21 protein-coding genes are annotated in these 22,733 nt (G+C 74.5%); 10 read left to right on the top strand and 11 right to left on the bottom strand.

What is annotated here, in order from left to right:
- Positions 1-11: 11 nt before the first annotated feature.
- Positions 12-299: a DUF4031 domain-containing protein gene (locus ACFW48_RS08610; RefSeq protein ID WP_386311696.1), complete on the top strand. Its 288-nt coding sequence runs from the start codon at positions 12-14 to the stop codon at positions 297-299.
- On the opposite strand, the gene ACFW48_RS08605 is transcribed toward ACFW48_RS08610, so the two are convergent.
- Positions 272-1,348: a GNAT family N-acetyltransferase gene (locus ACFW48_RS08605; protein ID WP_386311694.1), complete on the bottom strand. Its 1,077-nt coding sequence runs from the start codon at positions 1,346-1,348 to the stop codon at positions 272-274. The genes ACFW48_RS08610 and ACFW48_RS08605 overlap by 28 nt on opposite strands.
- A 10-nt stretch (positions 1,349-1,358) precedes the next feature.
- On the bottom strand, positions 1,359-2,024 hold the full coding sequence (locus ACFW48_RS08600) for a hypothetical protein (RefSeq protein WP_386311691.1): 666 nt from the start codon (positions 2,022-2,024) through the stop codon (positions 1,359-1,361).
- Positions 2,025-2,132: 108 nt separating this feature from the next.
- Between ACFW48_RS08600 and ACFW48_RS08595 the strand changes: the two genes are divergently transcribed.
- The 3 genes from ACFW48_RS08595 to ACFW48_RS08585 all read left to right on the top strand — a co-directional run bounded on the left by ACFW48_RS08595 (position 2,133) and on the right by ACFW48_RS08585 (position 4,273).
- Positions 2,133-2,780, top strand: coding sequence for a TetR/AcrR family transcriptional regulator (locus ACFW48_RS08595; protein ID WP_386311688.1), 648 nt, complete (start codon positions 2,133-2,135; stop codon positions 2,778-2,780).
- Between the two features lie 33 nt (positions 2,781-2,813).
- Positions 2,814-3,497, top strand: a complete 684-nt coding sequence (locus tag ACFW48_RS08590) for a maleylpyruvate isomerase family mycothiol-dependent enzyme (RefSeq protein WP_386311686.1) — start codon at positions 2,814-2,816, stop codon at positions 3,495-3,497.
- 86 nt (positions 3,498-3,583) lie between these two features.
- Positions 3,584-4,273: a copper homeostasis protein CutC gene (locus ACFW48_RS08585; protein WP_386311683.1), complete on the top strand. Its 690-nt coding sequence runs from the start codon at positions 3,584-3,586 to the stop codon at positions 4,271-4,273.
- Between the two features lie 247 nt (positions 4,274-4,520).
- Here ACFW48_RS08585 and ACFW48_RS08580 read toward each other — a convergent pair whose 3' ends face one another.
- On the bottom strand, positions 4,521-6,581 hold the full coding sequence (locus tag ACFW48_RS08580; protein WP_386311680.1) for a HelD family protein: 2,061 nt from the start codon (positions 6,579-6,581) through the stop codon (positions 4,521-4,523).
- Between the two features lie 281 nt (positions 6,582-6,862).
- On the opposite strand from ACFW48_RS08580, the gene ACFW48_RS08575 reads away from it, so the two are divergent.
- Positions 6,863-7,048 carry a hypothetical protein gene (locus ACFW48_RS08575; protein ID WP_375917620.1) on the top strand — a complete coding sequence of 62 codons (186 nt, stop codon included), beginning with the start codon at positions 6,863-6,865 and terminating at the stop codon, positions 7,046-7,048.
- A 6-nt stretch (positions 7,049-7,054) separates the two neighbouring features.
- On the opposite strand, the gene ACFW48_RS08570 is transcribed toward ACFW48_RS08575, so the two are convergent.
- From ACFW48_RS08570 to ACFW48_RS08560, 3 genes are all read right to left on the bottom strand, one after another.
- Positions 7,055-8,701, bottom strand: a complete 1,647-nt coding sequence (locus tag ACFW48_RS08570; protein ID WP_386311676.1) for a DNA repair helicase XPB — start codon at positions 8,699-8,701, stop codon at positions 7,055-7,057.
- Between the two features lie 84 nt (positions 8,702-8,785).
- Positions 8,786-8,998: a hypothetical protein gene (locus tag ACFW48_RS08565; protein ID WP_386311674.1), complete on the bottom strand. Its 213-nt coding sequence runs from the start codon at positions 8,996-8,998 to the stop codon at positions 8,786-8,788.
- 377 nt (positions 8,999-9,375) lie between these two features.
- Positions 9,376-11,943, bottom strand: coding sequence for a helicase-associated domain-containing protein (locus tag ACFW48_RS08560; RefSeq protein ID WP_386311672.1), 2,568 nt, complete (start codon positions 11,941-11,943; stop codon positions 9,376-9,378).
- A 131-nt stretch (positions 11,944-12,074) separates the two neighbouring features.
- Between ACFW48_RS08560 and ACFW48_RS08555 the strand changes: the two genes are divergently transcribed.
- Together ACFW48_RS08555 and ACFW48_RS08550 are read left to right on the top strand one after the other, a co-directional pair.
- A complete protein-coding gene (locus ACFW48_RS08555; RefSeq protein WP_386311670.1) occupies positions 12,075-13,127 on the top strand; it encodes a hypothetical protein in 1,053 nt (350 codons plus the stop codon).
- Between the two features lie 30 nt (positions 13,128-13,157).
- Positions 13,158-13,814 carry an HAD family hydrolase gene (locus ACFW48_RS08550; protein WP_386311668.1) on the top strand — a complete coding sequence of 219 codons (657 nt, stop codon included), beginning with the start codon at positions 13,158-13,160 and terminating at the stop codon, positions 13,812-13,814.
- Here ACFW48_RS08550 and ACFW48_RS08545 read toward each other — a convergent pair.
- Positions 13,769-14,041, bottom strand: a complete 273-nt coding sequence (locus ACFW48_RS08545; protein WP_386311666.1) for a hypothetical protein — start codon at positions 14,039-14,041, stop codon at positions 13,769-13,771. The two genes, ACFW48_RS08550 and ACFW48_RS08545, sit on opposite strands and share 46 nt — an antisense overlap.
- A 162-nt stretch (positions 14,042-14,203) precedes the next feature.
- Between ACFW48_RS08545 and ACFW48_RS08540 the strand changes: the two genes are divergently transcribed.
- Entirely contained in the window at positions 14,204-14,587 is a 384-nt protein-coding gene (locus ACFW48_RS08540; RefSeq protein ID WP_053132946.1) for a cold-shock protein, read from the top strand.
- Between the two features lie 47 nt (positions 14,588-14,634).
- Here ACFW48_RS08540 and ACFW48_RS08535 read toward each other — a convergent pair whose 3' ends face one another.
- Genes ACFW48_RS08535 through ACFW48_RS08520 form a run of 4 tightly spaced genes read right to left on the bottom strand, consistent with a single transcriptional unit; the run spans position 14,635 to position 18,190 of the window.
- Positions 14,635-15,540 (bottom strand): 1,4-dihydroxy-6-naphthoate synthase, encoded by a 906-nt coding sequence (locus tag ACFW48_RS08535; protein ID WP_386311664.1) that lies wholly within the window; start codon positions 15,538-15,540, stop codon positions 14,635-14,637.
- The gene (locus ACFW48_RS08530) at positions 15,530-16,240 is read right to left on the bottom strand and encodes a futalosine hydrolase (protein WP_386311662.1); all 711 of its coding nucleotides are present in this window, start codon (positions 16,238-16,240) and stop codon (positions 15,530-15,532) included. The genes ACFW48_RS08535 and ACFW48_RS08530 overlap by 11 nt, the downstream gene beginning before the upstream one ends.
- 11 nt (positions 16,241-16,251) lie before the next feature.
- Complete coding sequence (locus ACFW48_RS08525) at positions 16,252-16,740, bottom strand: DUF2771 domain-containing protein (RefSeq protein ID WP_386311659.1); 489 nt, start codon at positions 16,738-16,740, stop codon at positions 16,252-16,254.
- Positions 16,741-16,798: 58 nt separating this feature from the next.
- Positions 16,799-18,190: an MFS transporter gene (locus ACFW48_RS08520; RefSeq protein ID WP_386311656.1), complete on the bottom strand. Its 1,392-nt coding sequence runs from the start codon at positions 18,188-18,190 to the stop codon at positions 16,799-16,801.
- Positions 18,191-18,534: 344 nt separating this feature from the next.
- Here ACFW48_RS08520 and ACFW48_RS08515 point away from each other — a divergent pair, with 344 nt between their 5' ends.
- Positions 18,535-19,461, top strand: coding sequence for a DUF3027 domain-containing protein (locus ACFW48_RS08515; protein WP_386311654.1), 927 nt, complete (start codon positions 18,535-18,537; stop codon positions 19,459-19,461).
- A gap of 136 nt (positions 19,462-19,597) precedes the next feature.
- Entirely contained in the window at positions 19,598-22,720 is a 3,123-nt protein-coding gene (locus tag ACFW48_RS08510) for a sacsin N-terminal ATP-binding-like domain-containing protein (RefSeq protein ID WP_386311653.1), read from the top strand.
- The last annotated feature ends 13 nt before the right edge of the window (positions 22,721-22,733 follow it).

Here is a 22,733-nt window from a genome sequence, read left to right as displayed (position 1 = left end):
AGGACGACCCGGTGACCGTCTACATCGACCCGCCGACCTGGCCGGGCCACGGCCGTATGTGGTCGCACCTCGTCAGCGACGCCTCCTACGCCGAGCTGCACGCGTTCGCCGCGACGCTGGGTGTGCCGCGCCGCGCCTTCGAACGCGACCACTACGACATCCCCGCCCAGCGGTACGCCGACGCCGTGTCCGCCGGTGCGCTGGAGGTCAGCAGCCGCGAGGTGGTGCGGCTGTTGCACGGGGCGGGACTGCGCCGGCGCAAGGGCTCCGCTCAGCCGCGCGGGCCCCGCAGCTCGTAGGCGAGTTGCTCCTCGTCCCCGGCGACCCGGGTGAAACCGGCGCGGACGATCACGGCCTGGGAGGCGAGGTTGGCGTGCTCGGTCGTCGCGAACACCGACGTCACCTCCTCGCGGGCCAGCGCCCACGCGGACAGCGCGCGCAGGCCCTCGGTGGCGTAGCCATGGCCGCGGGCGGCCTCGGCGAGGTCGTAGCCGATCTCCACCCGGCCGTCCTCGTCCGGCGCCCCGTGGAAGCCCATGCCGCCGACCGCGATCCCGTCCTCCCGGCGCACGAGTGCGAACACGCCCCATTCCGGCCGGTGCACACCCGCCTCGTACGCCTTCAGCAGCATTCCGGCGGCGTCCCGCGTGCCCTGGAAAGGGCCGCTCTCGACCCACGCGAAGCCGCCGTCGCCGCCCGCGGCCAGGTCGGTGGCGGCGGCGGGCGTGACGCCCTGGAGGGTGAGGCGCTCGGCCTCGATCACCAGGTTGTTGCGCCAGCGCCACTCGGTGACCGGGGCGCGTCCGGGCAGCTCGCCGCGGCCGGTGGCCCACAGCAGGGTGCGCCACGGGTCGGCGCCGGGCTGGACGTGCGGGAAGATCCGGGCGAGGACGTCCGCGCACAGTTCGGCGGGCGGCTCGTAGGTCAGCCCGAGGCCCTCGGCGATGTCGTGCGTGTGCGCGAGGACCTCGGTGATCCCCATGGCGGCGAAGCCCTCGCGGTTCGCGCTGCGGAAGGGGTACGGGTGGAAGGCGCGGACCTCGCGCGGGGTGGTGCGGACGGTGGCGGCGAGCAGCGCGCCGGTCGTCTCGACGACGTGCAGGACGCCGTCGTTGTCCGTACCGTCGTCGAGGGTGATCTCGAAGGGGACGTAGGCCTCGGTGGCGCGTCCGGCGAGCTGGCCCGCGTAGGCGATGAGGTCGCCCGCGATGTGCTCCGCCGTGTACCGGCAGCTCCACTCCAGCCGCCCGGCCGGAACCGCCGCCCAGTCCCGGTCCGTCGCCGTCCGCAGCAGCGCGACGGCGCTCGCGACGGCCTCTTCCACCTGTTCCCCACCCATGCTCCGCATGCCGGGCAGGCTACGGTGCCGGGCTGTCCCCGAGCGACAGCATTTCCAGCTCACCGGTGAGGTTGTAGCGGGCGGTCGCCTCCCACTCGCGCCGCCCGTGCGGGGTGTGGAACAACCGGGGAAGGTCGAGCAGTTGGCGGAGGACGGCGGCCCGGCCCTCGCGGAAGGCGTCGTCCGGGACGAAGTGGTACTCGTGTCGTACGGCCGCCGTGTACGCGGCGTACGCCGACGGCGGCGAGGCGAGAATCGCCAGGTCCGCGTCGCACAGCACCTGCCCGTCCCGGTCGTCGCCGGCCGGGGCGTGGGTGACGGTGAGGCGGACCAGCCGGGCCACCTCGGCGGTCTTCTCCGACGGAACCCCGGCCTCGGGCAGGGCGCGCTCGGCGAGGCGGGCCGAGCGCTCCTCGTTCTCGGAGCGCTCGGGAAGGTAGACGGCGTCGTGGAACCAGGCGGCGAGGCGCACCACGTCCGGGTCGTCGGCGTACTCCTCCAGTACGTCGATGTGGTCCAGGACCGCCGCCAGGTGCGCGAGCGTGTGGTACCGCCGCTGGGGCTCCTGCCAGCGGGCGAGCAGATCGTCGGCGTACGGCGCCGGGTCGGGACGGCCGGAACCGGGCGCGGCGGCTCGGTCCAGGGTGCGGGCGAAACGGGAGCGCAGGGCGTCGAGGTCGGCCATGGGCTCATTGTTCCAGCGGGTGTGTCCCTCGCTTGGGTGATAGCTTCTCACTGAATCTGGAAGCTGTAGTGGCGCAGGCGCGAAGAGGGCACCGAGAGGTTGCGGACCATGACGGACACGCGCACGAAGACCCCGCGCGAGCGCTACCGCACACAGGTGCGCGCCGAGATCAAGGAACACGCGTGGGAGCAGATCGCCACGGCGGGCGCGTCCGCGCTCTCGCTCAACGCGATCGCCAAGCGGATGGGCATGAGCGGGCCCGCCCTCTACCGGTACTTCGCCGGCCGCGACGAGCTGATCACCGAACTCGTCAGGGACGCCTACCGGAGCCTCGCCGACACCCTCCGGGCGTCCGCTGGTGCCGGTGCCGGCCTGGCCGGGCCGGCGCACGCCCTGCGCGCATGGGCCCTCGACGACCCCCAGCGCTACTTCCTCGTCTTCGGCACCCCCGTCCCGGGCTACCACGCGCCCGACGACGTCACCGAGATCGCCTCCGAGACCATGGCGGTCATCCTCGACGCCTGCGCCGCGCTGCCCTCGGACCGCCCCGCGACCCCGTTCGACACGCACATCGAGGGCCACCGGCAGTGGGCGGACGGCCATCCCGCACCGCCCGCCGCCGTCCACCGCGCCCTGACCGTCTGGACCCGGCTGCACGGCGTCCTGTCCCTGGAACTCGCGGGCCACTTCACCGGCATGGACTTCGACCCCGCGCTGCTCTACGCCGCCGAACTGGACGACCTGCTCGAACGCTGACCGGGAGCCGGGCCGGGCCCTACCGTGGAGCCCATGACGACTCCTGCAGACGTGCAAGACGTACGCGACCCCGAGGTGCCCGGGCGGCTGCTGGCCATCGAGCGGGACGAACTGGTGCCGCTGCTGCGGTCCCGGGCCGACGGGGACTTCGCGCTGCCGGTGGCCGCGTGTCCGGGCTGGACCGTGCGGGACGTGCTGGCGCACTGCTCCAGCGCGCTGATCCGGGTGGTGGAGAACCGCTTCGAGGACGGTGTCTTCTCGCCCGCCTCCAACGACCGCGACATCGCCGAACGCGCCGACTGGACGAACGCCCGGGTCCTCGACGAACTGGAGCGCGGCATGACCGAGGCCGGTCCGGTGATCGGCCGCGCGGGCGGTGCCCTGGACGCGATCGCGCTGGGCGAGTGGGTGCACGCGGGTGATGTGCGGGTGGCCCTCGGTGAGCCGGGGGCCTACGCGGGGCGTGGGCTGCCGGACGCGCTCGCGCTGCTCGGCACGCTCACCCGCGACCGCGGTCACGTGCCGCTGCACGCCGACCTCGACGACGTGGACGAGCCGCTGAAGCTGGGCGAGGTGAGTGGTGAGCGGCCGCCGGGACGGTTCATCGGGGACGCCGCCACCCTCGTACGGCTGTACGCGGGGCGGCCCGTGGCCGACGCGGCCGGGTACGAGCTGGCCGGGGTGGAGGCGGGAGAGCTGAACCTCTTCGGCGGCTGAGCGGGGATGAGTGGGAGCCCTGGCCGGCTGTCTGGGCGTAGTCTTGGATTGGACTAGACCTGTAGCAGGCCGACGAATGGGGTCCCATGAGCAAGCGTGCAGTCCTGGAGGTGATCGCCCTCGACGTCGAGGACGCGGTCGCCGCCCAGGCCGGAGGCGCGGATCGCCTCGAACTGGTCACCGACATGGCGGCCGACGGACTCACCCCGTCGGCCGCGACCGTCGCCGCGATCCGCGCCGCCGTCGACATCGACGTTCGGGTGATGCTGCGGCTCGCGGACGGGTTCGCCGCCGGGGACGTCGAGCGGCTGGCGCGGGTCGCCGCGGAGATGCGGGAGGCCGGGGCCACGCAGTTCGTGCTCGGGTTCCTCGACGCGGACGGCGACGTGGACCTGGGCGCGGTGGAGCGGGTCGCGGGCGTGCTGGACGGGTGCCGGTGGACGTTCCACCGCGCGATCGACCGCGCCTCGAACCGGGACGCCCTGCGCAAGCAGCTCGCGGACTTCCCTGGCCTGGACACCTACCTGACGGCCGGGGCGGCCGGCGGGGTGGACGACGGCCTGACCGTACTGCTCGCCGAGGCGCGGCGCCGGGGGGAACCCGGGTACGAGCAGCAGCTCCTGGTCGGCGGCGGCCTGCGGCTGGACCACGTACCCGGGCTGCTGGACGCCGGAATCGACGGCTTCCACATCGGCGGCGCGGCGAGGCCCTCCGGGTGGGACGGGCCGGTGTCGGCGGCGGCGGTGGGGGAGTGGCGGCGAGTGCTGGGGCACTGAGCGTTGCTTGCGCGACAACCCGCGTCGCCACTCGCGGGGGTGGGTCGCGCGGCCCGGCGGTGCGGGGTGCCTCCCCCGCGCTCGGCTGCGCTCGCGCGGGAGGTGCCCCCACCGCCCACCCGTGCCATCCCTGGGGGTACCTCCCAGGCCGTTCGGGCACTGGGGGAGGCACGACTGCCCGCAGCTACGCGAGCACGACTGCCCGCAGGCTGCGCGGCGCGACTGCCCGCAGGCTGCGCGAGCTGCGCTAATCCGTCAGCTGCGGCGGCAACCCCGCCCCGTGCGTCACGATCAACCCCGACACCGCGCGGGTCAGCGCCACGTACAGCCGTCGCAGTCCCGTCCGCTCGTCCGGTTCGCCGTCGACCACGGCCCGCGGTTCGTCCAGGACCACGTAGTCGTACTCCAGGCCCTTGGCCAGCGAGGCCGGGACCAGGGTCAGGCGGGTGGCGTGGGTCGTCTCCTCGCCCGGCCCGATGAAGCCGATCCCCGCCGTCCCGAGGGCCTCCGCCAGCTCCGGCACCCGCGCGTCGGCGGCGATCAGGCCGACCGAGCCCTCGCGCTCCAGCAGCTCGCGGCACGCGGACACCACGTCCGCCGTCCCGTCCGCGGTCGTACGGACGTCGAAGAAGCCCGGGTTCTCACGGATCGACGCCACCGGCGTCAGGCCCGGCGCGATGTCCGGCAGCAGGCGGGACGCGTACGCGATGACGTCCGTCGGCACGCGGAAACCGGCCGTCAGCTCCTCGACCACGGCCTCGCCCTTGCCCAGGTGGGCCAGTGCCTCGGGCCAGCTGCGGGTCGCCCACGGCGTGGTGCCCTGCGCCAGGTCGCCGAGCACGGTCGCCGAGCCGGTGGTGCAGCGCCGGCCCACCGCGCGGTACTGCATCGGGGAGAGGTCCTGCGCCTCGTCGAGGACCACGTGCCCGAGGGAGTGGGTGCGCTCGATGAGATCCGTGGCCTCGTCGATCAGCACGGCGTCGGCGGCTGACCACCTGGCCGACTTCACCGAGCGGGCCGGCTTCACCCACAGCACCGCCTTCCGCTCGTCCTCGGTGAGGACGCCCTCGGCGTGCTCGGCGAGGAAGTCCGCGTCGGAGAGCAGGCGCAGGACGAGCTTCGCGGGCTCGACCTGCGGCCAGACGGTCTTCACCAGCGCCTTCACGGCGGCGTTGCGCGCGACCGCGTTCTGCACCCGGTCGTCCGGCGCCTCACCGGCCCGCTCCATCCGCACCAGCACGGCGTGCGCGATGCGCTGGGGGAGGGCCTCGCGGGCGGCGCCGTAGCGGATGTCGCGGGCGAGCAGCTCCCGGACGATCTCCTCCACCTCGTACGCGGCCACCCGCCAGCGGCGTGAGCCGCGCACCACGACGACGCCCTCGGTGGGCATGGTGACGTGCGAGTAGAGGGCCCTGCGCAGGACCTCCGCCATGCGCGCGTCGCCCTTGATCACCGCCGCCGTCGTCTCGTCCGCGCCGCGCACCTCGACGTGCGCCACCAGGTCGTCGACGGTGGCCTGGCGGACCGTCAGCTCACCGAGGGCCGGGAGGACCTGCTCGATGTAGTGCAGGAAGGACTTGTTCGGCCCGATGACCAGGGTGCCGGTGCGGGCGAGGCGCTCGCGGTGGGCGTAGAGGAGGTAGGCGACCCGGTGCAGGCCGACAGCCGTCTTGCCGGTACCGGGGCCGCCCTGCACGCAGACCGAACCCGACAGCCCGGCGCGCACGATCTCGTCCTGCTCCGGCTGGATGGTCGCCACGATGTCGCGCATCGGACCGACGCGGGGCCGCTCGATCTCCTGCTGGAGCAGCTTGCTGGTGACCGCCGCCTCGGCCGGGTCGGACAGGTGCTCGTCCTCGTAGGCAGTGAGGTCCCCGCCGGTGTAGCCGAACCGGCGGCGCAGCGAGATGTCCAGCGGGTCCTTCTTCGACGCGCGGTAGAACGGCTGCGAGACCGGTGCCCGCCAGTCGATCACCATCGGGTCGCCGTCCGCGTCGTGCACGTGCCGCCGCCCGACGTAGAAGCGCTCGCCCTCCCCGCCCTCCGCCTGCTCGGCGCCCGGAGCGTGCAGGTAGTCGAGCCGGCCGAAGAACAGCGGGGTCTCGCTGAGGTCGGCCAGCGCCTTGATGCGCTGCTCGATCTGGCTCTCCAGGACGGCGGCGTTGACCCAGTTCGCGGTGACGTCGGTGATGTCGAGGGACTCGACGTCCTCCCGCATGGCGCGCAGTGCGGAACGGGAGTCGGCCAGGTGGGAGCGCTCTTTGGCCAGGGGATCGGACAGGGGGTCGTCGTGCACGGGCGTGGACAAGGGAGTGCCTCCGGGTGACCTGCGGTGCGGTGCGGTGGGCGCGGGCTGCGCGCGGTGGGCCGACCGGTTTCCGTCCGGACGGCGGCACTCCGTGGGGAGGCGGGCAAGAGCGGAGATTCTAGGGGAGCGGGCGCGGCGCGGGCCAACGATTTTCCCGACCCCTAGGGGTCGGCGCCCTCCGGGCTGAGGGGACGGCTCCACCCGGAGGTGTACGGAGCGGGGGAGGGGGTTCGGTCCTTGGACCGATGCCGGTCCGGGGCCCGCGGTCGCACCATGGAGACATGAGCGCAGCAACCATCTCCCCAGCCCCGGCACCGGGCCGCGCGTCCGGTGCCACGCCCGTGGCCGGCAGCCACCGGCACCGGCTCGGTGACGCCCTGCGTGTCGTCAGGGTGTTCGCGGGCGCCGCCTTCGACGTGGTCGTGCTCGGTGAGTACGGCGAGGAGGCCGGCGTCCGCCGTCGCTGACCCGCGTCAGACCTCCTCGCCGAGCACCTCGTCCGCGTCCATGATCCGGTACGCGTAGCCCTGCTCCGCCAGGAAGCGCTGGCGGTGGGCGGCGAAGTCCTGGTCGAGCGTGTCGCGGGCGACGACCGAGTAGAAGTGCGCCTGGTGGCCGTCGGCCTTCGGGCGCAGCACCCGGCCGAGGCGCTGCGCCTCCTCCTGCCGGGACCCGAACGTGCCCGACACCTGGATGGCGACGGTCGCCTCCGGCAGGTCGATGGAGAAGTTCGCGACCTTGGAGACGACCAGGACGCTGATCTCGCCCTGGCGGAAGGACTCGAAGAGCTTCTCCCGCTGGGCGTTGGACGTCTCGCCCTTGATGACCGGCGCGCCCAGGTGCTCGCCGAGTTCGTCGAGCTGGTCGATGTACTGGCCGATGACGAGGATCTGCTGACCGGCGAAGCGCCGCACGATCGCCTCGGTCACCTTCCGCTTGGTCGCGGTCGTCGCGCAGAAGCGGTACTTCTCCTCCGTCTCGGCGGTGGCGTACGCGAGCCGCTCGGAGTCGGTGAGGTTGACCCGGACCTCCACGCAGTCGGCGGGCGCGATGTAGCCCTGCGCCTCGATCTCCTTCCACGGCGCGTCGAAACGCTTCGGGCCGATGAGGGAGAACACGTCCGACTCGCGGCCGTCCTCCCGGACGAGCGTCGCGGTCAGGCCGAGCCGCCGCCGCGCCTGGAGATCGGCGGTGAACTTGAAGACCGGCGCGGGCAGCAGGTGCACCTCGTCGTAGACGACCAGCCCCCAGTCCCGGGAGTCGAACAGCTCCAGGTGCGGGTAGACGCCCTTCCGCTTCGTCGTCAGCACCTGGTAGGTGGCGATGGTGACGGGCCGGATCTCCTTCTTCGTCCCGCTGTACTCGCCGATCTCGTCCTCGGTCAGGCTCGTGCGCTTCACCAGCTCGTGCTTCCACTGCCGGGCGGAGACGGTGTTGGTGACCAGGATCAGCGTCGTCGACTTGGCCTGCGCCATCGCGCCCGCCCCGACCAGCGTCTTGCCGGCGCCGCAGGGGAGCACGACGACGCCGCTGCCGCCGTGCCAGAAGTTCTCCACCGCCTGCTTCTGGTACGGGCGCAGCGCCCACCCGTCCTCGGCCAGCTCGATGGCGTGCGCCTCGCCGTCGACGTACCCGGCGAGGTCCTCGGCGGGCCAGCCCAGCTTCAGCAGCGTCTGCTTGATCTGCCCGCGCTCGGAGGGGTGCACGGCCACCGTGTCGGGGTCGATGCGGTTGCCGACCAGCGGCGCGATCCGCTTCGACTTCAGGACCTCCTCCAGCACCGGCCGGTCGGTGGTCATCAGGACCAGCCCGTGCGCCGGGTGCTTGGAGAGGGTGAGGCGGCCGTAGCGGTCCATCGTCTCGGCGATGTCGACGAGCAGCGCGTGCGGCACCGGGTAGCGGCTGTACTCGACGAGCGCGTCCACGACCTGCTCGGCGTCGTGGCCCGCCGCCCGCGCGTTCCACAGGCCCAGCGGGGTCAACCGGTAGGTGTGGATGTGCTCCGGGGCCCGCTCCAGCTCGGCGAACGGCGCGATGGCCCGGCGGCAGTCGCCGGCCCGCTCGTGGTCGACTTCGAGGAGCAGGGTCTTGTCGGACTGGACGATCAGCGGACCATTCACGGGCGGCACCCTTTCGCGTGCGTACGGCCGACAGCGACTGGACGGATCGGCCAAACGTCCAGTGTGCCTGATCGCGGCGCCGGGCTACCGGACAGTGAGGTTGTTGATCAGCGGTCCCTCGATGGTGACCCCCTCCGTGACCAGGGACTCCACGCCGGTGGCCGGCAGGGGCAGCGGCAGCGCGGTGGCCTCGGGGGCGAGCGCGCCGAAGAGCGCCGCGGCGGTGATCAGGGCGGCGACGGAGACGGCGACGGCGGAGCGGGCGGCGCCGTCCGGATCGGGGAGCTTGGAGCGCATGGCGTGCCTTTCGGGAGGCGGGGGCCGGGGAAGGCGGGCCGGGCCCAGGGGACTGGGACCCGGCCCGCCGTCAGGGAACGTCGCGTTCAGAGGGTGGTCAGAGAGTGGTCAGAGGGTCACGCCCCCACCGAGGTCGATACCGACCGCGGCGGCCTCGGCGGCGAACGCCGCGATCAGCGCGGCGGTGGAGGTCAGGACAGTGGCGACTCGACGAACGGCACGCATCGGGTGGTTCCTTTCGGTTCGGTGTGCAGGACACCCGGTGGCTGCCCGACCGCCGAAAAATCGATGCGGATTATGAAAAAAGCTCCCTCTCAGGTGCTAATCACCCGGCGTGGCGTGCATGATCCGGCCCGTACCCCCGAAAGAGGGGCCCGTCAGGTCGCCTCGTCGGCGAGTTCGGCCACGCCGGTGATCCGGTGCAGCGGATACGTGCGCACCTCGTCCGCCGTGTGGTCGTACGCCGTCACGAAGCCGCCCTCGACCCGGATCGGGGCGATGACGCGCTGGCTGGCGGAACCCTCGGCGTTCACGTAGCCGATCCACAGCGCCTCGCCGGTCATGACGGCCGCCTGCATGGTGGCGAGGGTCTCGGCGGCGCCGGTGCGGGGCAGCTCGCCCCCCGCCGCCGGGGCGCCGCCCGCGTCGCCCCCGGGGCCCGGCTTGCGCGGGGTCGTGGCGGCCAGGTCGCCGGCCCGGACGGCGCGGACCGCCGCCGTCAGGAGCGTGTCGTCGGGAACCGGCGGACCGTCCGGGACCGGCTCCGGCGCCGCCCGCGGCGGCGTGCGGTGGGCGTCGGCCCGGGCGATCAGCACATCGCCCCCGGCGGACTCGGCGGCCGGCGCGAACCCCATCCCGCGCAGCCCCTCCAGCAGCGCCGCCGGGTCGGCCTGCGCGGCCAGCACGGTCGGCGCGAGGCGGCGCAGGCCGAGGCCCGCGGCCCGCTTGTCGGCGAGGATCTCGTCCAGCGTCGCGTCGTCGTCGCAGCGCACGTACGCCGAGGCCGCGCCCACCCGCAGCCGCCCGTGCCGCCGGGCCACGTCGTCGATCAGGTAGGTGAGCGGCTGCGGCACCGGCGTGCGGGAGTGCCGGGCGAGGAAGGCGTGCAGGTCGGCGGCGGCCTGCCCGGCGTCCAGCGCGCGGCGCACCGAGCCCGGCGTGAACCGGTAGACGGTCGCCCCGCCCTTGGACTCCACGTCCGCGAGCACTCCGAGCACGTCGGCCAGCTCACGCTCCAGCGGCCCTGGCGCCACCGCCGTCAGGTCGGCCTGGAGCAGCACGTGGTCCAGCGGTTCGGGGAACAGCGGCGCGAGCAGCCGGGCGGCCCGCGCGGTGGCGGCGGCCTGCTCGGCGGGGCTCGGGGGAGCGAGGGCGGGCGGCGTGCGGTGGTGGACGGGGAGCTTGTCGCCCGGGCCCGCGGGTTCCGGTGCCGGGTGCGACGGCTCCGGCGCGCCGATCAGCGCCCGCCCCGGCGCCGCCAGCGCGCCGCGCCCGGTGACGCCCAGCAGCTCGGCCTCGGACAGCGTCCAGCGGGCCAGCCGGGTGCGCAGGTCGTCGTCCTGACCGTCCCGCCCGTCCCGCCTGGGCCCGCGCAGCGGACGCTCCCAGCGCAGCCGGGCCAGCACCGACTCCTCGGTGGGCGAGGCGCCCTCGGGCAGCCCCGCCAGCAGGGCCAGCACCCGGTGCCGTACCTCCGGCGCCGCCGAACGGTCCAGGTTCGGGCCCAGCGCCGAGAGCGTACGGTCCTTCGCGTCCCGCCCGCCGACCACACCCGGCGTGCGGGTGGCCGTCAGCCACGTCCCGGCGAGCCGCGCCCAGCGCTCCGCCGTGGGCAGCTCCCGCCACTCGTCGTACGCCGGGGTCGCCGCGTACCGCTCGTCGGCCTCGCCGTCGGAGGCGATCAGCCCGGCCGCGTAGGCCAGCTCGACCCAGAACGCGGCCACCGGCTCGGGCACGTCCAGCGCGACGGCCGTCCGCTTCAGGTCGCGCACGCTCAGCCCGCCGGCCCGCAGCACCGCGGGACCGCCCTCGTCCCACTCCTTCAGCAGCTCCTCGACGGTCGCCAGCGCCGCCAGCGCCTGCCCGGCCGCGGTGGCGTCCACAACCTGTGGACGGTGCGTGGCGGCGGCCTCCACCGGCGGCGGCACCGGCTCGGGCGTGCGGTGCGCCCGGCCCGCGCGCAGGTGCAGGGCGACCTCGCGGGGCAGGACGACCGTGCCGGGCGCGGTCGGCAGCAGCAGGCCGCTGTCCAGCAGTTGGCGCAGGTGCGCCGCAGGGTCGTGGGTGACCTGGCCGTACGGCGGTCCCCACACCAGCCGGTCCAGCACCTCGCGGGACTCCTCGGGCAGGTCGGCGAGGAGCCCCGCCATCCGCTCCCGGTCGGTGAACAGCTCACCGAGCGCGGTCACGGCGGAGACGGAGTCGTGGGTCGAGGGCAGTCCGACGGCGGCCAGGATCTCCTGGATCCGGCCCGGCGACATCCCCGCCGTCGCCTCCCGCACCGAGGGCCCGAGTCCCGTCGGAGAGGGGTGCTGCGGGGAGGGCGCGAGCAGCTCACGGGCGGTGCGCACCAGCCGCAGCCGGTCGTCGGCGCCCCACACCAGGGCCTGTTCGCGCAGGAGGGCGACGGCCCGGGGCAGGGCCGCCGCGACGACGGGGTCCCGCTCGTCACCGGCCATGAGCCGGAGCAGCTCGTCGTACGGCGCCGGGTCCGCCGCCACGGCCAGCGCCTCCGCCGTCTGCAGCGCGAACCGGTCCAGCCGCTCCAGCGCCCGCACGACCGAGGCCCGGGTGCCCGCCCGGGTGGCGAGCTGCGTGAGGTCCGTGGGCACGGGGGTGATGAGGTCGGGACGGCTGCGCAGGAGGGCGGCCAGCGAGACGTCGTCCCTGACGCGGAGCGCCTCCGCGAGGGACCGGGGGGCCGCGGACTTCTCCTCGGTGCTCATCCGGCCCACGTTAGCGGGTGGGTGCGACGGCGGGGTGCGCGTGCGGTCGCGCGGTGCGCGTCCGCCGCACCCGGGAGGATTCGGTACCTTCGTCCGACGGCGTACCACAACACACCGCCCCGGAGGGCTCCGTGGGGATCGAGAGCGACCAGGTCGTCTACGAGTACCTGAGCCGTGTCGGCGACGTGGCCCAGCAACGGCAGCTGCCGTCGGCCACCCGCATGCGGCTGGTCTCCGAGCTGCGCAACGAGATCGACCGGCACCGCGCCAGGACGACCGTGGACAGTCCCGCCGCCGTCCGTCGCATCCTGGACCGGCTCGGCAGCCCGGACGACATCGTCGACGCGGCGGGCGGCACGAGCGGTGCCCCGCGGCCGTCGGTGCCGCCGCCCACCGCCGTCCCCGTACAGCGGGAGCGCGAACCGCGGAAGGCGGAGCGGCTCAAGGGCCTGCGGCGCGCCGTACCGCGCCCCCGCCCGGTCGCGCCCGCACCCGAGCCCGAGCCCGCGCCCGCTCCCTCCCCGCCGCACATGGCGAGCGCGCACGAGCTGGGGGACGGCGGCGTCGCGCAGCCGGACTGGTGGCGGGTGGACAGCGGCCCGTTCGGGGGAGGCGGCGACAGCGTGCCGGGGTTCGTCGGCGGCGTGGAGATCCCGGAGCTGCTCAAGCCCCCGCCGCGGGAGAAGGACGGGGCGGACCCGACGGCCGGGAAGGACCCGGCGGCCAAGAAGGACGGGACCGCCGGGAAGGCGGCCGCCGAGGTGGTGGCGGAGGCCGTGGAGCCGGTCGCCGGGGAGCCGGACGGAGCCCCGCGCCGCCGCCTGCCCCGTCTGTGGCCCGAGGGCGGCTGGAACAACCCCCTGCTGCTGCTCGCCGCCGCCCTGCTGGTCGCCGGCGCCGTGCTCGGCAGCCTCGTCCCGCTGGGCATCGGCTGGCTGATCGCCTACCTCTCCCGCCGGCTCACCCCGGCCCAGTCGAAGTGGGCGGTACTGGGCCTGCCCGGCACGGTCGCCGCCGCCGGCGTCGTCTGGCTGTGGGGCCGCACGGAGGGCCGCTGGGGCGACCCGATCGCCGAGGGTCACATGAACGACGCCGTCACCGAGACCTGGCCCTGGGTCCTGCGCACCGCCGCCGTCGCCACCGCCCTGTACCTCCTCTGGCGCTCCCGCCGCCCCCGGGGCTGACCCGCCGGCCCGCCCGGCACAATGGGCCCCATGGCCTCCACGACCCGCCCCGCGCTCACCGTCGGTTTCGATCTCGACATGACGCTGATCGACTCACGCCCCGGCATCCGCGCCTGCTACCTGGCGCTGACCGAGCGGACGGGGACGTACGTCGACGCCGACCTGGCCGTCACGCGGCTCGGGCCGCCGCTGGAGGAGGAGCTGGCGCACTGGTTCCCGGCCGAGGCGATCGCCGCCACCGCCGAGCTGTACCGGGAGATGTACCCGACGTACGCCGTCGCCGCCACGCCCGCGCTGCCCGGCGCCCGGGAGGCCATCGACGCCGTACGCGAGGCGGGCGGACGGGCGATCGTCGTCACCGCCAAGTACGAACCGAACGCCAAGCTGCACCTCGCGCACCTCGGCATCGAGCCGGACGCCGTGATCGGCAACCTGTGGGCCGAGCAGAAGGCCGTGGCGCTGCGCGAGCACGGTGCGGACGTGTACGTCGGCGACCACCTCGGCGACGTCCGCGGCGCACGCACCGCCGGCGCCCACGCGGTGGCGGTGGCCAGCGGACCGTGCAGCGCCGAGGAACTGCGCGCGGCCGGCGCCGACGTCGTCCTCGCCGACCTCACCGCGTTCCCGGAATGGCTCGCGGGCTACCGCGACGGCGACGCCGACGGGGCGGCCGCGGCACGCGCCTGACGCCGGCCTGCCGCGATCGACCGGAACACCCCCGCACCGGCGATCAGGAAGCCCACTCCCATCAGCATGCTCAATCCGAACATGTAGGTGGGAAAGGGCGTCGTCCCCAGAAACAGCGGGGCCACCGTGACCAGAGTGGCCACGGTACCGATGAAGAAGACGATCGCACCGGCGCGGATCAGTCGGTCACCGGGCGCGGCGGAATTCGTTTGGGTTTTGTCACGCACCCGACCAGGGTAGTTCCCAGGCCTGGGGAACAACCGGGGGACGTCTTGTCACCGGCCTGAAGACCAATAGTCTTGGTACCGGCGGGTCCGGACGACCCGCCCAAGTGCTATCAAGAGCCGTTTCCGAGCAGTTTTCCGACGAGTACGAGGACGAGGACAGACGTGCCTACCGGCAAGGTCAAGTGGTTCAACAGTGAGAAGGGCTTCGGCTTTCTCTCCCGCGACGACGGCGGTGACGTCTTCGTCCATTCCTCGGTCCTCCCCGCCGGAGTCGAGGCGCTGAAGCCGGGCCAGCGCGTGGAGTTCGGCGTCGTCGCCGGGCAGCGCGGCGACCAGGCACTGTCCCTCACCCTGCTCGACCCGGCCCCTTCGGTCGCGGCCGCACAGCGCAAGAAGCCGGACGAGCTGGCCTCCATCGTGCAGGACCTGACCACCCTCCTGGAGAACATCACCCCGATGCTGGAGCGGGGCCGCTACCCCGAGAAGACCGCCGGCAAGAAGATCGCCGGCCTGCTCCGCGCGGTCGCCGACCAGCTGGACGTCTGACCCCGCACGCCGCCCGCCGCACGTCTTCAGGCCTTACGTCTCACGTCCTACGGAAAAGCCAGCGCGTCCGGGCCGAGGGCCGGTACCAGTCCCTCGGCCGCCGCGCGGGTCAGCAGGCCCCGGACCGCCGCGTAGCCGTCCTCGCCGAGGTCGGCCGTGAACTCGTTGACGTACAGCCCGATGTGCTGGTCGGCGACGGCCGGGTCCATCTCCTGCGCGTGCTCCATGACGTACGGCCGGGAGACCTCCGGGTCGTCCCAGGCCGCGCGTACGGACGACCGGACCGAGTCGGCGAGGCGGGTCAGCGTCTCCTCGCCCAGCGAACGCTTCGCGATGATCGCGCCGAGCGGGATCGGCAGCCCGGTGGTCCGCTCCCAGTGCTCGCCCATGTCGGCGAGCTTGTGCAGGCCGTAGTTCCGGTACGTGAAGCGCGCCTCGTGGATCACGAGACCCGCGTCGACCTTCCCGTCCCGCACGGCCGGCATGATCTCGTGGAACGGCATGACGACGATCTCACCGAACCCGCCCGCCCGTCGCCCACCACCACCCTCAGCCGAGGACCCTTCGGGCCCGCCCCTCTTGATTCCAACGGTGTCCGCCGCCCACAGCCGGAACAGCAGGTACGCCGTCGACGTCTCGCTCGGCACCGCGACCGTGCGCCCGCGCAGGTCGGCGTCCGCCTCCCGGGTCAGCACCAGTGGCCCGCAGCCCCGGCCCAGCGCACCACCGCAGGGCAGCAGGGCGTACTCGCCGAGGACGTACGGCAGCACGGCGTACGACACCTTCAGTACGTCGAACTCGCCGCGTTCGGCCATGCCGTTGGTGATGTCGATGTCCGCGAACGTCACGTCGAGGGCGGGGGCGCCGGGGACCCGGCCGTGCGCCAGGGCGTCGAAGACGAAGGTGTCGTTCGGGCAGGGGGAGTACGCGATCTGCAAGGGCTCAGAGGTCATGTCGGTTCCAACTCGTGAGGACGGGTGCGAGCTTCCCGAAGGCGTCCGTCAGGGCCGCGAGCGCGTCGCCGACGCGCCAGGCGGCGCGGTCGCGCGGGCCGACCGGATTGGAGACCGCGCGCAGCTCCAGCACCGGCACCCCGTGCGCGGCGGCGGCCTCGGCGACGCCGAAGCCCTCCATGGCCTCGGCCAGCGCGCGCGGGTGACGGGCGCGCAGCAGCGCGGCGCGTTCGGCGGTGCCGGTGACGGTGGACCCGGTCAGGACGGTGCCGGGGCGGGCGCCGGTCGCGGCGGCGACGGCGCGGACGAGGCCGGCGGGCGGCTGGTGGGTGACGGTGCCGAAGCCGAGGTCGGTGACCGGCAGGAAGCCGTCGGCCGTCTCGGCGCCCAGGTCGGCCGCGGTGATCTCGTCGGCGACGACGAGCGAGCCGACGGGCGCCTCGGGTGCGAAGCCGCCGCCGATGCCGGCCGAGACGACCAGGCCGTAGGGCGCGGAGCCGAGGGCCGCGGCGGTCAGGGCGGCGGCGGTGGAGGCGGCGGCGAGGGCGGGGCCGACACCGGCGGCCAGCAGGTCGAAGCCGCCCGGGAGCCGGTGCAGGGTCACCCCGGGGCGGGACATCTCGGCGCCCTGCTGCTCCGGGAACGCCCGAGCCACCGCGTCCCGTTCGACGGGGACCGCGGTGGCCACGAGGACGCGCATGGAGGACGTGGTCAGTCGTCCTTCTTCAGCTTGAAGGACCACAGACCGGTGGCCTCCTCGCTGTCGTCCTTGCCGTCGCCGGCCTTGATGGTGACGAGCGTCGAGTCGCCCTGGGCGCCGTACTGGGCGTTGAAGAACACGCTGCCCGGGACCGTCCGGTACGTGTTGTCCGTGTCGTCGGTCAGCTGCTGACCGTTCATCAGGATCGTCCAGCGCTCGTCGGCGACCTCCGGGTCCACCCCGAAGCGCACCGTGTCGTCCGGGTTGACCGTGATGGACTCGACGTCGTCGATCTGCAGGCACTTCTGGATCTCGGCGGCCTTCAGGACCTTGCCCTCGCCGCCACAGGTGGCCTCGGAGCTGACCGAGTCACTGCCGACCGTGACCGTCGCCATGGGCGTCGGCTGGTCACAGGCGGACAGCAGGAGCAGTCCAGCGGATACGGCGCCTGCGGCGGCGACGGCGCGGCGGCGTCGCACAGAGGATTGCAACGTGGTCATGGGCGAAGGCTATACGGCGCCTCCGGCCCGTTCCCCACCTGGGTACGGCGTGGCGTGGTCACGCCACCCTCGCTCGCGCCGGCCCCCCGTGCCGGGCCGAGCCGATCAGACCCCGTACGGTCGTCAGCCACCCGGCGGCGATGATCGCGGCGGCCACCGACAGGCCCAGCGTGCCGTTCAGCGGCAGCACGATGCCGACCGCGCCGCCGAACACCCAGGAGACCTGGAGCAGCGTCTCGGAGCGCGCGAACGCCGACGTGCGGACCTGCTCGGGCACGTCCCGCTGGATCAGCGCGTCCAGGGACAGCTTGGCCAGCGCCTGCGCGAACCCGGCGACCGCGGCCAGGCACGCCACCAGGACGGTGCTGAAGAACACCGCGGCCGTGACCGCCGTACCCAGCACGACCGCGACGACCGTCACGATGATGATCTCCGGCGCGCGCGAGCGCAGCCACGCCCCGACCGCCGTGCCCAGCGCGTTGCCCGCACCGGCCGCGACGCCCACGATCCCCAGCGACACGGCCGCGCTCTGCCCGGACAGCGGATGCACACGCAGGAGGAAGGCCAGGAAGAAGATCAGGAAGCCGGACAGGCAGCGGATGCCGGCGTTGGCGGCCAGCGCGTGCGTCACCGCCGGGCCCACCGTGCGCAGCCCGGGCCGCTTGACCGGCTTGCGGTGCGGCCCGTGCAGATGCCGCTCGTCCGCGGCGAGCAGCGCCCGGTCCTCGCCGCGCGCCGAGTCCACCTTCGGCGGCAGCGTGAACGACAGGACGGTGCCCGCGATGAAGATCACGAAGGCGCCGTACAGCGGCCAGCGCGGCCCGACCTGCTGGAGCCCGGCCGCGATCGGCGCGGCGACGCCGGTGGCGAGCAGCCCGCACAGCGTGACCCGCGAGTTCGCCTTCACCAGGGAGAACCGCGGCGGCAGCAGCCGGGGCACCACCGCGCTTCTGACCACGCCGTACGCCTTCGAGGCGACCAGCACCCCGAGCGCGGCCGGGTACAGCTCGATGCTGCCGCCGATCACCGCCCCGGACAGCACCAGCGCCAGCAGCGCCCGGGCGCCCATCGCGGCCGCCATCGCCGCGCGGCGGCCGTGCGGCAGGCGGTCCAGGAGCGGGCCGATCACCGGCGCGAGGAGCGTGAACGGCGCCATGGTGATGGCCAGGTAGAGGGCGACCCGGCCGCGCGCCTCGTCGGTGGGGACGGAGAAGAAGACGGTGGAGGCGAGGGCGACGGTGATCATGACGTCGCCGGCGCCGTTCACCCCGTGCAGCTCGATCAGCTTGCCGAGGCCGGACTCGCCCGCGCCGTGCGCGTGCGTCGCCCGGCGGATGCCGCGCGCCGTCCCGGTCACCGGCAGGCGCAGGACACGGCCGACCGCACGGAACCGGGAGCCGGGGCCACGCCTCCGGCTCCCGCCCTTGAACTCCGTCCGTGCGGCTGCCACCCCGTCATAGTGCCCCGAGAGCGGGGGCTGTAGCGTCGATACGGCACGGATGGCGGTGATCGAGTCGGGTGACACCGGCGCCGTCACGGCCGGGGAACGCCGGTCCGTACCCCGCCGAAACTCCCGTCGGTGTAGGCCCAGCGCACATGAGCAGGTAGCGTGCCTAGCGCGCCGTGGCGAACGTTCTCGGCCGCGCGCCTTACGGCCATCCCGCAGAATGGATGACGTAGGTGTGCCCGAGCGCGATCGGGCGCGGACGTCGACGCGGTCCACAGGTCCGCTCCGTCCGCCCCTCGCAGGCAGCGGCGCACTCGTGAGACGGCGTATGGAGAGAAGCGATACCTGTGAGCGCAGCGACAACGCGAAGCCGCACCCCTGACCGTCTGTGCGCCGAGGCCGTCGACCTCGCCCGCGCCGCAGCCGAGGAGGCCGCCGCACCAGGCGTCGTCGGCGAGCACGAGGGCATGGTGTCGGAGGGTGACCGGGTCGTCACGCACCACTTCGCCTGCAAGGAGCTGGGGTACCGCGGCTGGCGCTGGGCCGTGACCGTGGCCCGCGCCTCCCGCGCCAAGATCGTCACGGTGGACGAGGCGGTACTGCTGCCCGGCCCGGACGCCCTCCTCGCCCCCGAGTGGGTGCCGTGGAGCGAGCGGCTGCGCCCCGGCGACATGGGCCCCGGCGACCTGCTGCCCACCGACGCGGAGGACCTGCGGCTGGAGCCCGGCTGGACCGGCGAGGACGAGCCGCCGCCGAACTCCGCCGTCTCCCACGAGATGGCCGAACTGGTGGAGGCGGAGGACGCCGAGGTCACGGCCGGTCCGCCCGCCGAGCTGTCGGCCGTCCCGGCCCGCGGCACGATCTCGGCCGTCGCCGAGGAACTGGGCCTGCGCCGCACGCGGGTGCTGTCCCGGTACGGCCTGCATGTCGCCGCGGACCGCTGGGAGGAGGACTTCGGCCCGAAGACCGCGATGGCCCAGGCGGCCCCCGCGTCCTGCGTGAGCTGCGGCTTCCTGGCGCGGATCGGCGGCTCGCTGGGGCAGGCCTTCGGCGTGTGCGCCAACGAGTTCTCCCCGGCGGACGGACGGGTGGTGTCGCTGGCCTACGGGTGCGGTGGGCACTCCGAGGCCGCGGTCATGCCGAAGCCGCCGCGGGTGGCTCCGCCGGTGATCGACGAGACGCGGGTCGATCCGTTCCCGTTGCGGCCGGCGGCGGACTCCGGGTCGGTTCCGGTGGCCGAGGACGAGGCGTCGGCGGAGCTGGGGCACTCGTAGCGTGCGCGGGCGTGTGGCCGGGCTCCTTGGGGGCCGCGCCCCCAGACCCCCCTTTCGGCCTTGACGGCCTCGTCCTCAGACGCCGGACGGGCTGAGCGGGCGGTACCTTCGTGATCCGTCGATGAGGAGAGTCACCGTGAGCATGTTCGTGCGGCCTGCCGCCGAGGGCGCGGATCCGTTCGGTACCGCACGTCTGCGGCGCGGGGTGCTGGACGCCTGGGCCACGAGCCCGGCCCGGTTCCGTGAGGACGCCAACGCGGAGGAGGACCTCGTCCTCGGCGGCTACCGCGACCGGCTGGTCGTCGAACTCGCGCAGAACGCCGCCGACGCCGCCGCGCGGGCCGGTGTGCCCGGCCGGCTCCGTCTCACCCTGCGCGACGGTGTCCTGGTCGCCGCCAACACCGGCGCCCCGCTGGACGCGGCCGGCGTCGAGTCGCTGTCCACCCTGCGCGCCTCGGCCAAGCGGGACGCCGGGGAGAGCGCGGTCGGCCGGTTCGGGGTCGGCTTCGCCGCCGTCCTGGCCGTCACCGACGAGCCCGCCGTCGTCGGCCGGCACGGCGGTGTGCGCTGGTCCCTGGTCGAGGCCCGGGGCCTGGCCGCCGACACCGCGCTGCACAGTCCCGGCCTGGGGGACGAGATCCGGCGGCGCGACGGGCACGTCCCGCTGCTGCGGCTGCCGTTCCCGGCCGAGGGCACCGCCCCCGGCCCGTACGACACGGCCGTCATCCTGCCGCTCCGCGACACGGCCGCCGCCGACCTCGCCGAACGGCTCCTGCACGCCGTCGACGACGCCCTGCTCCTCGCCCTGCCGGGTCTGGAGGAGGTCGTGGTGGAGGTGGCGGACGAGGTGCGCACGCTGGGCCGCCGCACCGAGGGCGCCCTGACCGTGGTGGACGACTCCCGGGAGGGCGTCACCCGTTGGCGCACCGTCGCCGCGCACGGGCCCCTCACCCCCGACCTCCTCGCCGACCGGCCGGTGGAGGAGCGGCTGCGCCCCCACTGGTCCGTGACGTGGGCGGTGCCCGTGGACGCGGACGGCGGTCCCGAACGCCCCCGCACCAGTCCCTTCGTCCACGCGCCCACGCCCAGTGACGAGCCCCTCGGCGTGCCCGCGCTGCTCATCGCCTCCTTCCCGCTGGACTCCACCCGCCGGCACGCCGCGCGCGGCCCGCTGACCGACTTCCTGACGGAGCGGGCCGCGGACGCCTACGCCGGGCTCCTCGCCGACTGGCGGCCGGTGGCGACCGGCCTCATCGACCTGGTGCCCGGCCCGCTGGGCAAGGGTGAGCTGGACGGGGCGCTGCGGCAGGTGATCCTCGAACGGCTGCCGCGCACCTCCTTCCTGCCGCCCGCCGCCGAACCGCGCGAGGACGACCCCGACCTGCCCGAGTCCCTGCGGCCCCGCGACGCCGAAGTGGTGGAGGGCGCGGGCACCGACACCGTGCGGGTCCTCGCCGAGGTGCTCCCGACCCTGCTGCCCGCCGGACTCGAGCGCCGGGCGGAACTGCGCACGCTGGGCGTGGCCCGGGTGCCGCTGACCGACGCGATCGACCGGCTGGCCGGGCTGGAGAAGGACCCCGGCTGGTGGCGGCGGCTCTACGACAGCCTCGCCGGAGTCGATCCCGACCGGCTGTCCGGGCTGCCCGTGCCCCTCGCGGACGGCCGTACGACCATCGGTCCCCGGCAGGTGCTGCTGCCCTCCGGGGCGGCCGCCTCCCTCGATCCGGAGGTCCTCACCCGCCTCGGTCTGAAGGTCGCCCACCCGGACGCCGCCCACGGGCTGCTGGAGAAGCTCGGCGCCCTGCCGGCCACCCCGCGTGCCGTGCTCACCACCCCGCAGGTCCGGGCCGCCGTCGCCGCCTCCCTGGAGGACGACGGCGGCACGAACTGGGAGGAGGACACGCTCGACGCAGACGAACTGGCCGACACCGTCCTCGGCCTGGTCCGCGACGCCGGACTCGAACCCGGCGACGAGCCGTGGCTCGGCGCGCTCGCCCTGCCCGACGAGGACGGCGAGCTGTCCCCGGCGGGCGAACTCGTCTTCCCCGGCGGCCCGTTCGCCCAGGTCATGCGCGAGGACGAACTCGCCTCCGTGGACGCGGAGCTGGCCGAGAAGTGGGGGCCGGAGCCCCTGGCCGCCTGCGGGGTGCTCGTCACCTTCGCTCTCGTCCGCGCCACCGACGTCGTCCTCGACCCGGACGAACTGGAGCCCCGCGAGGGCGACTTCGCCGAGCCGGACGACGCGGGCCTGCTGGACGCCGTGGACGTGTGGAGCGAGGACGTCCTCGACCGCTTCCCGGACAGTCCCGTCCCGCCGGTCGCCACCGAGATCGTCGCCGTGCGCGACCTGGACCTCGTGGACGACGACCGGTGGCCCGAGGCCCTCGCCCTGCTGTCGCAGCCCCCGTTGCGCGACGCGCTCGTCCAGTCCGTGCGCGTCCTCCTGCCCGACGGCACCCACGAGGTCGTACGGCCGTACACCGCGTGGTGGCTGCGCGGGCACCCGGTGCTCGGCGGGCGGCGCCCGGCGGGTCTGCGGGCGGCGGGCGGCGACCCGCTGCTGCGGGGCCTGTACGACGAGGCCGACGCCACCGGTTTCGAGGACGAGCAGGTGCTGCGGGCGCTGGGCGTACGGACGTCTGTTGCCGCCCTGCTCGACGAACCCGGCGGCGCGGCGGAGCTGCTGGACCGCCTCGCCGACCCCGACCGCCCGGTCACGGCCGCCCAACTGCACGCCCTGTACGGCGCGCTGGCCGAGCTGGACCCGGAGCGGGTCACCCTGCCGGACGACGTGCGGGCCGTGGTCGACGGCCGGGTGGAGGTGGTGGACGCCGCCGACGCCGTGGTGGTCGACTCACCGGACCTGCTGCCCTTCACGTCGGGCGTGCCGCTGCTGCCCGTGCGGCCGGCCCGGGCCGCCGGGCTGGCGGAGCTGTTCCAGGTGCGGCGGCTGAGCGAGTCGGTCACCGGCCGCGTCGACTCCGAGGGCGCCGAGCACGGCGTACCGGAGCCGGTGCGGGTGCTGCTCGGGGCGCGGACCCCGGCGTCGTACGTGGAGCACGAGGAGCTGGTCGTCGATGGTGTGGAGATCGACTGGCGGCTGACGGACGACGGGGTGCTGCACGCGGCGACGCTGGAGGGCGTGGCGGCGGGGCTCGCCTGGGCGGCCGGTCAGTGGCCCCGCCGCTTCGAGGTCGCGGCGCTGCTGGAGGACGAGTCGCGGACGGAGGAACTGGCGAGGGACCGCTGGTTCGACTGAGGGGCGGTGCCTT

The sequence above is a fragment of the Streptomyces sp. NPDC058812 genome (assembly GCF_042744565.1).
Classification (GTDB): Bacteria; Actinomycetota; Actinomycetes; order Streptomycetales; family Streptomycetaceae; genus Streptomyces; species Streptomyces thinghirensis.
This window is presented reverse-complemented; position numbering and strand designations above follow the sequence as displayed.